At 45.6% G+C, this 13,300-nt stretch carries 5 protein-coding genes, 1 tRNA gene and 3 pseudogenes; 1 reads left to right on the forward strand and 8 read right to left on the reverse strand.

The window, feature by feature from the left end:
• Positions 1-394 precede the first annotated feature (394 nt).
• The 5 genes and pseudogenes from GJV44_RS01575 to GJV44_RS01595 all read right to left on the reverse strand — a co-directional run.
• A tRNA-Ser gene (locus tag GJV44_RS01575) sits at positions 395-485 on the reverse strand.
• Positions 486-534: 49 nt separating this feature from the next.
• Positions 535-1,893, reverse strand: coding sequence for a serine--tRNA ligase (serS, locus tag GJV44_RS01580; RefSeq protein ID WP_226806747.1), 1,359 nt, complete (start codon positions 1,891-1,893; stop codon positions 535-537).
• A 148-nt stretch (positions 1,894-2,041) separates the two neighbouring features.
• Positions 2,042-3,351 (reverse strand): annotated as a pseudogene (locus GJV44_RS01585) (replication-associated recombination protein A).
• 212 nt (positions 3,352-3,563) lie between these two features.
• Entirely contained in the window at positions 3,564-4,241 is a 678-nt protein-coding gene (gene lolA, locus GJV44_RS01590; protein ID WP_226806748.1) for an outer membrane lipoprotein chaperone LolA, read from the reverse strand.
• Positions 4,242-4,419: 178 nt separating this feature from the next.
• Positions 4,420-6,622 (reverse strand): annotated as a pseudogene (locus GJV44_RS01595) (DNA translocase FtsK); the annotation flags it as partial.
• 307 nt (positions 6,623-6,929) lie between these two features.
• On the opposite strand from GJV44_RS01595, the gene trxB reads away from it, so the two are divergent.
• Positions 6,930-7,883, forward strand: a complete 954-nt coding sequence (gene trxB, locus GJV44_RS01600) for a thioredoxin-disulfide reductase (RefSeq protein WP_226806749.1) — start codon at positions 6,930-6,932, stop codon at positions 7,881-7,883.
• 153 nt (positions 7,884-8,036) lie between these two features.
• On the opposite strand, the pseudogene GJV44_RS01605 reads toward trxB, so the two are convergent.
• The 3 genes and pseudogenes from GJV44_RS01605 to ppa all read right to left on the reverse strand — a co-directional run.
• A pseudogene (locus GJV44_RS01605) lies at positions 8,037-8,480 on the reverse strand (DNA translocase FtsK); the annotation flags it as partial.
• A 184-nt stretch (positions 8,481-8,664) separates the two neighbouring features.
• Complete coding sequence (locus GJV44_RS01610) at positions 8,665-10,347, reverse strand: NAD+ synthase (RefSeq protein ID WP_226806750.1); 1,683 nt, start codon at positions 10,345-10,347, stop codon at positions 8,665-8,667.
• A 1,558-nt stretch (positions 10,348-11,905) separates the two neighbouring features.
• A complete protein-coding gene (gene ppa, locus GJV44_RS01615) occupies positions 11,906-12,436 on the reverse strand; it encodes an inorganic diphosphatase (RefSeq protein ID WP_226806751.1) in 531 nt (176 codons plus the stop codon).
• Positions 12,437-13,300: the final 864 nt, after the last annotated feature.

Raw genomic sequence — 13,300 nt, forward strand, 5'->3', positions numbered from 1 at the left:
ACCTCAAACGACTTGTTAAAATCCGCTTGCACGCCAAAATAAGCTATAGAAGAAAGCGCAATTCGCGTACATAAGCGATACGTGCTTAATACCAAGACCAGCTCTTCGTCTTTTTGTTAGACAAGAGAAATAATATAAATAGAGACTAAGCGCAAGGCGTAGCTAGACACAACAGAAAAAACTGATGAGATTGCGAGAAAGGTTATTAGCAAAACAGGCCACCAACTCAAGCGTAATTTACAGCAAGTGGCTGACAAGACGCAAGATAGTTAAGGGGGCAAGGCCAAAGGAGCATTCCAAAAAGAATACTTAACCTGTTAACGTAAAACCCTTTAGAGAACATTATTTCAAAAGTGGAATCTAGGCTGGAAAAGCCTCAAACAACTCACTGCTTTGGCGGAAAAGGAGGGATTCGAACCCTCGATACGGGAAAACCGTATACCGGATTTCGAGTCCGGCGCATTCGACCACTCTGCCACTTTTCCTAGGATTCTGATTGTTATTAATCAGGTTGGTACTCAGCGGAGTTGGATATTATAAGTTATCTATCGAGCTGCCCCCAAGAGGATTTTTAATCAAGAGACTGTTTGAATTTATATCTTTATCCAATGCTACCTCCTCGCGATGCTGCCCCATGTATGGACGCAATGCAGATGGAATCGTGACGGATCCATCTGCATTCTGGCCATTCTCCAAAATCGCTACCAGCGTGCGGCCGACTGCTAACCCAGAACCATTCAATGTATGAACTAATTCAGGTTTACCTTGTGCAGTTCGGAACCGCGCTCGCATGCGACGCGCTTGGAACGCCTCGGTGTTTGAGCACGACGAGACCTCTCGATAGGTGTTTTGGGCCGGCAACCATACCTCGAGATCATATGTCTTTGCCGCTGAGAACCCCATGTCTCCAGTACATAGTGCGATTACGCGATATGGTAACTCTAGCTGCTGCAAGATCGCTTCAGCATGTCCTACCATTTCCTCTAGTCTCTGGTATGAGCTATCTGGCGATGTAATTTGCACTAACTCAACCTTGTCAAACTGATGTTGACGCATTATACCGCGGGTATCGCGCCCGTACGCGCCGGCCTCAGAGCGAAAGCATGGCGAATGTCCGGTTAATCGGATAGGTAATTGATCCGCGTTGATAATGCTGTCGCGAACTGTGTTGGTCAGCGGGATTTCTGACGTCGGGATTAAATATTGTGTCACTTTATTGTTACCGCCACCCTTCTCAACGCGAAACATGTCGTCAGCGAACTTAGGTAACTGACCAGTGCCATATAAACTCCCAGAGTTTACAATATACGGAGTATAGCACTCGGTATAGCCATGTTTCTGCGTGTGTGTATCGAGCATAAATTGCGCGAGCGCACGATGCAAACGCGCCGCCTGGCCTCGCAGTAACGTGAAACGCGAACCGGCTAACTTTGCACCCGCTTCAAAATCAATTCCCAGTGGCACACCAAGATCTACATGATCCTTAACTGAAAAATTAAATGTACGCGGCGTTCCCCAGCGACGCACTTCAACATTTCCTGTCTCGTCCAAACCGATTGGCACAGACTCGTGCGGTAGGTTTGGGATATCTAGTAAAAGCTCAGATAATTTTCTATGAACTTCATCTAGACAAATCGTCAGCGCCTTTATCTCATCACCTATACCTACAACTTTCCCCATTATCTCGGAAGTATCTGCGCCCCGCTTCTTCATCGTACCGATTCTCTTAGAGAGGGTATTACGATCTGACTGCAGATCTTCTGTATGTGTTTGGAGTCGACGACGTTCGGATTCAAGTTCCCGAAATGCGGAGACGGCCAATGCATGGCCGCGATCGGTTAACCGGTGGGCAACCGCGTCAATGTCCTTACGGAGCAGCGTGATGTCAAGCATAAGAAGCTTCGCAATACGTTGGATAAATTCAGATTTACCGTATCGACAGATGGTACGGATTGTCGCAACCCAGAGACTAATTAGCAGTTTACCTCGTGTTCTTTTTCCGCAAAGTTATATTTAGCTCTGGCGAGTATGCATATTTTGACTATTCTCCATGCTTATGTGTGTTCCGCCATGCTTGGTCGAGACTGCGCAGGTGCTCTAGCTTTTCGCTGATTCTTTGCTCTAACCCGCGTGGTACGGGTGTATACCAGCCAGGTTCTTGTATTCCATCTGGCAAATATTTTCCACTAGCCGCATAAGCATCGGGCTCATTATGCGCATAGCGGTATGCATGATTATAAGAACGCGACTTTATTAGATTAGTCAGCACGTTACGTAGATGTACTGGCACTTCCCGACACTTATCCCGCGAAACAAAGCTCTGTGCTGTATTATATGCGTTATAGTCAGCATTCGACTTCGGTGCGACGGCTAAATACAGCACTGCCTGGGCAAGAGCAAGCTTGTCTTCAGGACTACCCAGTCGCTCATACGTTTCCGATGCATCTAGTGCAATGCGTGCAGCGCGGGGATCAGCTAGTCCGATATCCTCCCAGGCTATGCGAATAATACGGCGCGCGAGATAACGTAGATCACTTCTTCCCTCAAGGATTCGACATAGCCAGTACAGCGCACCGTCAGTGCTACTGCCTCGCACCGATTTGTGCAATGCACTAACTTGATCGTAGAACGCATCACTTGCTTTGTTCAGGCAGCCCATATTTTTTGTCAACGCTAAGTTGAGTAGCGTATTGTCGATCGACATAGTTTTCACGTAGTGCGCGGTCTGTATAACAATTTCGATATTATTTAATAACTTACGCCCATCACCATCGGCAGAGTGAATTAGCACATCTCGTGCGCTGTCTGTAATAGTTAGCTTGCCACCTAATTTGGCAAACACGCGACCAAGCAATTCACTCTGCTCACAATCACTTAAACTATTCAGAGCATAAATCGCTACGCGGGACAGTAAGGCGCTATTAATCTCGAAGGATGGATTTTCTGGGCACCGACAAATATGAACAAACCAGACTCTACATGCGGCAGGAAGGCATCTTGTTGGCTCTTGTTGAAGAAGTGAACTTCCGTCGACAAACAACAATGTCTGTCGAGAGCGAGCGCGATGACTCTGAGCTATATCAATCGCTTTTCGGATATCTTTGACACCGGAAAGCACTGCCGGAATCTTAATGAATTCGGCATTAAATATATCGGCCATTAGGCGTGCTAAAGGCGTCTTACCTACTCCAGGCGGCCCCCATAGAATCATCGAATGAGGCTGGCCGGATTCAAACGCCACTGACAATGGTTTGTTTTTGCCAAGTAAGTGGCGCTGACCGTAATTTCAGTCAGCATCTTCGGGCGGAGTCGTGCCGCGAGTGGAATCTCCGTGCACGTATCTTCGTGCATCAAGTCACTGGAGTGCTGCACAATATTATGCACACATGATGATTAATACTGATGCGCGGTCTATGTACCAGCTCTACTGCAAGCGGCCCCGCCGCGCGGATAGCAACAGCGCGAATAGCAATTGATACATGCATATGTTGGAGAACGACGTTTAACCCGCTTACATACAGCGGTATCGTGTCACGTACCGTCGCAAATCTACCAGACACTGGTTAGCCATTAATTACGTTGGCACCCTTCGGCACTGCAAACTTGAATATATCGTCAGGCAGAATAGGATTCTTACGGATGTCTAAAAACGCGAGTAGCGTCAGATTGCCAAACACATCATACAGCTCCATTTCTTTGAGGTTGCCATCCTTTAGACCGATGCGGATACGGTCGAAATGCGTATCTTTCAGCTTCGGGATTAATTCGAGCCAGTCAAAACTTTGCTTGACGCCCGCTTCACGCAGCGAGAAATTCTTTCTTAGATTGTTACTGCCAAATAAGATGGAAGCCGGGCTGGCGCCTAACTCACCGCCTAGTGCTCGCACCGTTACTTGATTCAGGTCTTCGTCCCAGGTGTAGAGCTTATCTCCATCACACTGCAACAACTGTTTATACGGTTTTTGATACACCCATACGAACCTTCCACCAGGCCTTGAAAACTGGAACGATCCACTTGCCGTGACTATCGGCGTTTGGCCTGCGTGATCCTTCGCTTGAAATGCACGAAGGCTGTCAGCCTTAATATAGTGCTGCACAAATTTTCCATCGGCCGAATGAACTTTTTCCAAAAATGCTTTTAACTGTATTACACCGCTAGCATTCGCGAACGACATGGAAGACAAAGCAATTAATATGCTTGTTACCAAACTTAATACAGCACGAACAAGAAACTTTATCATGAAAATGTTTTATGTTTATTTCATGCCAGCGGCAAACTTAGCGCGCTTTGCAACTTTACGGAGTCGAGAGCACTGAAAATGTTTGACTTATCACACCACCCAAGATACTTGGTTCTTGCTACTACTTACTAGCACTAAGTATTTCGCGATTTCTGTTATATAGCATCGGTAATATCTAGTCGAGTAACCGAACAGCGTGATTGTAGCTGATATGCAAATGACGCTGTATCAGCAAAGTTGATACTCATCTCTGATATAACTCAACAACTTAGTCGTACATTGGGTCAAATTTGCCAGACCCCTTATGCCATCTACTTCGTCGCATGCGCTTACTAGCCCCCCTCTTCTAGAATGCCATCGATATAGTTTGACCCACCCTGCTCTTTTACTTTTTTAACGACGCGGTGAACTTCGTCATCGGATACGAATGCACCATGGATACGGACCGGTAAGCCAGTACCCGGCGTCAGGTACAACATATCACCTTGGCCAAGCAGCGACTCAGCACCTATCTGGTCTAGGATCGTGCGAGAATCAATTTTAGATGATACTTGAAATGCAATGCGCGCAGGTATGTTCGCTTTAATTAGACCGGTAATTATATCAACCGATGGCCGTTGCGTCGCAAGTATAAGATGGATGCCAGCTGCACGCGCTTTCTGTGCAATACGCGCGATTAGCTCTTCTACTTTTTTTCCGACAACCATCATTAAGTCAGCTAACTCATCGATAATTACTACGATGTGTGGTAGCTTCTCGAGCGGCTCTGGTGCATCAGACATTATGCTGCACGGATTATAAATTTTTTCGTTACGCTGCACCGCGTCGTCAATCTTATTATTGTAGCTCGCTAAGTTACGCACACCCAGCTGGCTCATCAATTTATACCGCCGCTCCATCTCAGCGACGGCCCAGTTTAGCGTTTGAGCGGCTTGTTGCATATCGGTGATCACCGGACACAGCAGATGTGGAATACCCTGATAGACTGACAGCTCTAGCATTTTTGGGTCAATCATAATAAGGCGAACTTGCTCTGCGCTAGCTTTGTATAGAAGCGATAAAATCATCGCGTTGATGCCGACGGATTTACCAGAGCCAGTTGTACCGGCTACAAGCAGATGCGGCATTTTAGCTAGGTCCGCACATATCGGGCTACCACTAGTATCTTTTCCTAATCCTATTGTAATTAGCGAAGATGAATGCACATAAACTGCGGAGCCTAGGATTTCCGTCAGACGCACAGGCTGACGATGCCGATTTGGCACCTCTAAGCCCATGAAGTTCTTACTGGGAATCGTTTCAACCACGCGAATCGACGAAAGTGATAGGGCGCGAGAGAGATCCTTCGCAAGGTTGACGACCTGGCTGCCTTTAACTCCGACCGCCGGCTCTATTTCGTAGCGAGTAATCACCGGTCCGGGATAAGCTGCCACAACAGTGACTTCAACGCCGAAGTCCTTTAGCTTTTTTTCAATAAGTCGCGAAGTAAAGTCTAGCGCGTCAACCGACACGCTTTCCAGCATAGCTGGCGGCGGATCCAGCAGAATAATTGGTGGAAGCATGCTATTTCGAGGCAACTCTTGGAATAGCCCCACCTGTTTTTCCTGTTCTATGCACTCGGACCCAGTTGGTATTATGACTACTGCTGGCTCATGCTTCTTTGGCCGTCCTCGGCTGTATGCGATTTTACCTTCGTGCTTGACTTCTACTTCTTGGCTAGCCTTATGATTATGCTTCTTGTTGTGCTGCAACCACGAGGTCATCACTGCACTGATTATCGTATCGCTAATCCATTTAACTGTCGCAAGCCACGAAAAGCGGAAAAATAACGACAGACCTATCGCTAGCGCGAGCAGTAACGTTAACGTACCGCCGATAAACCCAAGCGCGTTTTTCACACCATAAGCTATTACATCTCCAATAATGCCGCCCGGAACCCGAAGTAACTGAGCCTTAAGAGAGGGTATCCATAACGCTTCTAAGCCGTTGCTAGCTAGGAGCACAAGCGCGAACGACAGTATATCAGTTAACCAGCCGCCTTCGCGCAGTATAGTCGGTGTATCCTGCGCACCGCGCTGCGTGAAGCGCCAGTAATTATCCGCGATGCTTCTCCCTAACAGTACAATCCACCAGTAAGTAGATAAGCCAAATAGTAGTAATAGGACATCGGCTACCCATGCACCAATACGACCACCCCAGTTTTTAATCTGATCTACCCGTACAGCATACGTCCAGCCTGGGTCATATCGGCTATAGCTGACTAATGCCATCAGCAAAAACAAGCCGAGTGCGACCTGTAGTATCCAGCGCATCTCACTTAGTAAGCGAGATAGACGATGTGGTAAAGCTTTTCCCTCGGTGGAATAAGTAGACTTCGCCATTGAATTAATAAGAGATCGGCATGTAAATAATGCAATTTAAAGTGCCGTTATTGTAAACGCTCAGACCGTTCTGTTATCTAGTAAGTTATTAAACTTAGCATTACGCGTGCATTAGCACGATGAGTGGAGGATGCCTAAGCTATCGGAACCATCGCGCATGATGAGAAAGTGAACTAGTGATTACCCATTCCTAAGTGCAATTAGACTGATTCCAGTCAGCTCCCTTATAATGGCTACTTGCCGGTATAACTTATGTATTTCCGAGTGATTTGGCTATGCAAACAACCGTTCCTAAAAATTAATTACTATGCTCGAAAGCAAACATGCGAAAGTTCTCATTCTCGGCTCCGGTCCAGCCGGCTACAGTGCTGCTATCTACACGGCACGAGCCAATCTATCACCTATTTTAATCACTGGCCTTGCGCAGGGAGGTCAGCTTATGATGACAACCGATATCGAGAACTGGCCCGGCGACCCACACAGGGTACAGGGTCCGGAACTAATGAAGCGGCTGCTTGAGCATGCACAGCGTTTTAATACTGATATTGTATTCGATCAAATTCATACTGCGAAGCTCAGCGAGAAGCCGATGCGGCTAATCGGAGATTCCGGTGAATATACATGCGATTCTCTAATCATTGCAACTGGTGCATCGGCGAAATACCTTGGTCTTGCGTCAGAGCAAAAGTTTATGGGCATGGGTGTCTCCACATGCGCAACTTGTGATGGTTTTTTTTACCGGAATGAGAGCGTTGCGGTAATCGGCGGTGGTAACACTGCCGTCGAGGAAGCTTTATACCTGTCAGGGATTGCGAAGAAGGTTACGGTCATCCATCGGCGCGATAAGTTTCGCGCTGAACCGATTCTGGTCGATCGACTACTTACGAAGAATAAAGAAGGTATTATTCAGATCAAGTGGAATTACGTACTCGACGAAGCTCTCGGCGATAATTCTGGCGTAACTGGCCTCCGCATTAAGCATACAAAAACTGGTAAGACTGTTCACTTACCAGTTCGCGGTTTATTTGTGGCTATTGGCCATAAGCCAAATACCGACATCTTCAGCGACCAATTGGAGATGCACAATGGTTACATTGTAACCAATTCTGGTCTAAATGGCAATGCGACGGCTACATCAATTGCTGGCGTATTTGCCGCGGGCGATGTTCAGGATCACATCTATCGGCAGGCGATCACCAGCGCGGGCACAGGATGCATGGCTGCGCTAGATGTACAACGTTATCTAGATAAGCATTCATAAGATAGTTTTTCTCTATAAATGTTAAGCCGCATAACGATAGTCGAGTGTGTAATACGGCACGCTCAACTTTAATAAGTCCGTATAATATAGAGACTATTCGGATGCGTGCGTTTGAGCGCACACCAATAAACCGCCGCTTTCTCTATCCTCACCCTCTGCGCTAGCTTTGTATAGAAGCGATAAAATCATCGCGTTGATGCCGACGGATTTACCAGAGCCAGTTGTACCGGCTACAAGCAGATGCGGCATTTTAGCTAGGTCCGCACATATCGGGCTACCACTAGTATCTTTTCCTAATCCTATTGTAATTAGCGAAGATGAATGCACATAAACTGCGGAGCCTAGGATTTCCGTCAGACGCACAGGCTGACGATGCCGATTTGGCACCTCTAAGCCCATGAAGTTCTTACTGGGAATCGTTTCAACCACGCGAATCGACGAAAGTGATAGGGCGCGAGAGAGATCCTTCGCAAGGTTGACGACCTGGCTGCCTTTAACTCCGACCGCCGGCTCTATTTCGTAGCGAGTAATCACCGGTCCGGGATAAGCTGCCACAACAGTGACTTCAACGCCGAAGTCCTTTAGCTTTTTTTCAATTGACTACGTATCTTAGTTGGACTAAGAACTACGCTTTATTCAGCCTAAGTGTGCCTTGGTTTCAAGACTCTATCAAGACTTTTCTCGGTGACAATGCTCGAGGTAAGTACAAAATGAATCTGATCACTCTTCACTATACTAAGCAGGCGAAGCAGTCACTAACGCACCTTTTGACTAGGTATATTCAAGATTTTTCACTAAAATGTGAAGTGATTGGATACCGCCAATCTCGACCAAATGCGCGGTGTGTAACACGGATTCCAATTGGTGCCTGGCGTCGTTTATATTCGTTGATCTTAATTAGCCGCGCAACCTGATGGACATCGTCGTGAGAATAGCCAGCTGAGATAATGTCAGTTAGCGACTGATCTTCTTCCATATACATCTGGATAATCGCATCTAGCACTTCATATGCGGGCAAGCTATCTTGATCGGTCTGGTTTACACGCAGCTCAGCGGATGGCGGTCGAGTCAGGATTCTTTGTGGGATAATGTCGTGCGTAGAAAATGTGGTTGCAGAATTCCGATAACAGCACAGATGATACACTAATGTCTTCGAAATATCCTTGATTACCGCAAATCCTCCGGCCATGTCTCCGTATAACGTGCAGTAACCCACAGCCATTTCACTCTTATTGCTGGTGGTCAGCACAATCCAGCCGGATTTATTGGACAGCGCCATAAGTAATGTACCTCGAATGCGGGCCTGAATGTTTTCTTCAGTAGTATCTTCAGATGAGCCGTCAAACTCTACGGCTAGTGATCCGCGAAACGCATCGAACATTGGATTAATAGCAATTTCGTCGTAGCGCACACCCACGCGTCGAGTCATTTCCGCGGCATCGAGCATGGATATTCCTGCAGTATAGCGGGATGGCATCATAATCGCGCGCACACGCTCGGCACCAAATGCGTCGCACGCGACAGCTAGTACTAGTGCAGAATCGACACCACCGGACAATCCAATAATTGCCCCAGGAAATCCGTTCTTATTTACATAATCTTGAACACCAAGAACCAGTGCGGCATAGACTTGCGCCTCAATGCATTCACGCGGCGCGATTGCTCTATGTTGCGCCCGTTGTATACTGCTTAACTCGACAATTGCTATCTGTTCAACAAATTGTGGCAGGCGTGCTACTAGTTCGCCCTGCGTATTGAGCACAAACGAGCCCCCGTCGAATATTAGCTCATCTTGCGCACCTACTAGATTTACATAGACAACCGACATACCAGTTTCTCGAATGCGCTTGCGCAAGATATCGATTCGCACATCTTCCTTGTTTATATGATACGGAGAGCCATTTAGTATCAGTAGTACTTGAGCGCCTACAGCCTTTGCTAATAAAGCGGCTGATGGATGCCACGCGTCCTCGCAGATAATGCTGCTAAACGTCACGCCACCAAGCTCAAATACTAAAGGCTTTGAATGCGAAGCAAAATACCGTTTTTCATCGAACACTGCGGTATTAGGCAATTCTTGTTTTAGATATGTCCCTACAATTTTTCCGTCAACTAATAGTGATGCCGCGTTGAATGTGTCCAGTGGTGATGCGCTAAGCTTGACCGGTCTAGTTTGATGAACATCGCTTATCGGTGCGTTGCAAAGTGGATGACCGACCAATACGCGCAGTCCAGCAAAACATGCTAGCTGAGCGACTAACTCGCGAAGTGCTGCATAGCTTGCTGTAAAAAACGCCGGGCGTAGTAGCAAGTCTTCGGGTGGGTAGCCGGATAGAGCTAGTTCTGGTGCGATCATTAACAATGCGCCAGCATTATGAGCAACTTGCGCGGCTTCGACGATTTTCGCAATATTTCCGGAAAAATCACCGACGGTCACATTGATCTGGGCAAGAGCGATTTTCATAGATAAACAATGAATAAATTAGCTGCACAGCGTATAAACAATTATCGTACGACGATTCTAAGCGAATTGGCCAAATGTGGATACATCACAATAGAACATGCTACTGCAGCCAGTGCAATCCATGTGATCTTTTATAAAAAAATTCTCAATACGTTGCGAGCAGCGTATTGAGCGATTATGAAAACTAATTGATCCGTGCAGTTCATCAGCCTGTGGTCACATATTTACGACCAAATATAACTAGATGCACGAAAAAGTACTTGCGGCAGAAGTAGCGGCGCTACTATACATCAGCTATATATCTACAGAAGTATTGATTGGGCCGGGGCATAACCTGGTACGGATTAGCGTCATGGGTTGTGCTACCACCAGCTACTATACGTAGTAACATCTTTTTAGCGTAAGCTAATGCACCGAATAGCTCGATTGCAACGCCTAGTATTATTACTAGGCCGATATGCTATCGCGGCGGTTCAGATATGCCACACATCATTGTGGCATATCTTTTATATAGACTAAATGACAAGTATCGCCACCTTAATAACTCGTATTCTGCGCCCTTAGAAGGAAAGAGAAAGACAAGAACATTAAGCGCTGAACAACTCAAAATTCGTAATGCCTTTGCTTTTGTTATACTGCACTGCCCTACTAGGTCCAAATAATAACTAGACAAAAGAATGGATATTTTTCTCGCGGCTCTATTGTTCAGGAATATTGTGATCATGACTAGATAGTCCGCCTGTACTTAGATTGCATCCGAATAGTTAGTGTAACTAAGCCAGCAACCTATCGCTCATGATTGTCTAGCAAACCGGCGCAGAGAGCTTAAGCTCACTACTCCTCTATTTATGCAGCGTATCTCTGTTGTAGGAACGGGTAAAAAGCATTTTTTATCGACGATTCTGAGGAGAAAAGAGCTTAAATATGGGCTTTAGAACCTTATGTTTCAATAATGAAACTTACATCTCACGATAATGATGAGAAACTAATATAGTGAATCACCATTTTCTATATCTCTCTGCATTTGTCACAGCACGACATCAGAAAAAAAATAAAAGAATAATGACTTGCACTATTTTTAAAAAACGTGTATATCCGGTCTAGAATGCTACAGTTGCAATATTTCTGCCTCTTTCCAGAGAAAGACTACTAATCGTATTTATTTGAATTCATGAGCAAAGATACCATAGTGCCAGCACTAGATAGATAATATGCCGAGATAGCAGTGGAAAACAAACTACCTATGGTCTGGATTAATTTAGATAAAATATATTATTAAATGGTGCATTAATTTAATAAGGAAATCTCTTAGGATGCTCATCGTCGTTGACGACTTCTAGGAGAAAAACAGGACGGCTCACGTGTGCATTAATTAGCAAGCCCTCTAGTTCGCGTAGTGATTTTATGTATTCTGTCGAGCGTGACGTAAGCCAACTTGCATAAAGTCGATGCAATGATTTTCGCTCATCTCATTCTGGAAGTACCTAAATCCAACTTTGACTGTTTAGTATCGGTGATGTGAGCACAAAACAACTTAGTGAGAGTGTCGACGTTTTGTTTATAGATTGTTGAAGTTTGCAATGCCATCCATAATTTCTTTATGTGCGGCAGTAATATCTGCCCAGCCTTCGACTTTTACCCACTTGTTTGTCTCAAGGGCCTTATACTCTTGGAAAAAATGCCTGATCTGATCTTTTAGATAAGCTGGCACGTCATTGACCGACTTTAAATATGAAGTCATTGGAGAGATCGTGTCGGCTGGTACTGCGATCAATTTTACATCCTGTCCAGATTCATCCGTCATATTCAACGCGCCTAATGCGCGACAACGGACAACTGAACCCGCCAGCAGCGGAAATGTCGTGATTACCAATACATCGACCGGATCTCCATCTCCGGAAAGCGTTTGTGGGATGAATCCGTAGTTGACTGGGTAGCGCATACCCGTTCCGATAAAACGATCGACAATGAGCATACCTAACTCCTTGTCGGCCTCGTACTTGACTGGGTCGCTTTGTGCTGGAATTTCAATAATAGCATTGAAATCGTGTGGAAGATTTTTGCCAGGTAGAACGTGATTAAAACTCATGACAGATTTCCTCTTAACAATAGAATAAATAGTACAAGTAAAAGCCCGGAATTAATTATAATAGCAACTCGCTGCCATCGAGTAAGGAGGCCAATAACCCAACCGTATTTCCTGAATTTTGATTACTATAGATTTAGTATAATAGTAGTCATCGTGTATCGAGCGAATAGAATAGACAACTGCACATGTAAATTCTTTCGACGAAATCGTGATCTACTTTTCTTTGATGATAAGGCGGTCAAGCAAGCCAGATGCCAGTGCACTAATGCCGTGGGTCGCTTAGTGATAGGACAGATCCCGGCCAGTGGCTGTGTGAGATAACCGCCGTGATTATAGTCACGGCGGTTATCACGGCACTACGGGTACTCTGGGCGAATGCTATAGTTTTACGCTAATCATAACCGTGCATCTGAGCATAACCGTGGCCTCGCTAAAGCAATCAACTATATGCTAGCCGGCTAGGTGGTTTTGCTACTCCGCTTTGAGTAAGTGCCATGGCCATGGGTTGAGGCGCAAATGTATCTATATTAGAGGCACTATCAATCTCTTGAGATACACTCAAATCACTAGTAAATTCAGTCTTATACTTCAACTGGCAATCTGTGAATACACGATATCAGCACCCTCTAATCAAGTCATTGATCGCGACTAGTTGGCAATCTGATGCCAGTACCTCAATCTGCGAAATCACTTTTAGGTTGAACCGCTACGCTAGAAGAATGTAAGTATCACAGAGTATAACTGTGGTGTAGGGTTGTATAAAAGAGCCTAATTTTAATATATCGGTAATATAGTGTAAGCCTGTAGATAAGGTATACTCAAACCATACGTATATAGAGTAAAAGCCTTTCCACCTTGATATCG

The organism is Candidatus Vallotiella adelgis, assembly GCF_020541305.1.
GTDB classification, from domain to species: Bacteria; Pseudomonadota; Gammaproteobacteria; order Burkholderiales; family Burkholderiaceae; genus Mycetohabitans; species Mycetohabitans adelgis.

Excerpts from the sequence above, each read along its gene's own strand:
- serS (WP_226806747.1), bottom strand. The coding sequence starts at position 1,893 with ATGCTTGACATCACGCTGCTCCGTAAGGACATTGACGCGGTTGCCCAC.
- lolA (WP_226806748.1), bottom strand. The coding sequence starts at position 4,241 with ATGATAAAGTTTCTTGTTCGTGCTGTATTAAGTTTGGTAACAAGCATA.
- trxB (WP_226806749.1), top strand. The coding sequence starts at position 6,930 with ATGCTCGAAAGCAAACATGCGAAAGTTCTCATTCTCGGCTCCGGTCCA.
- GJV44_RS01610 (WP_226806750.1), bottom strand. The coding sequence starts at position 10,347 with ATGAAAATCGCTCTTGCCCAGATCAATGTGACCGTCGGTGATTTTTCC.
- ppa (WP_226806751.1), bottom strand. The coding sequence starts at position 12,436 with ATGAGTTTTAATCACGTTCTACCTGGCAAAAATCTTCCACACGATTTC.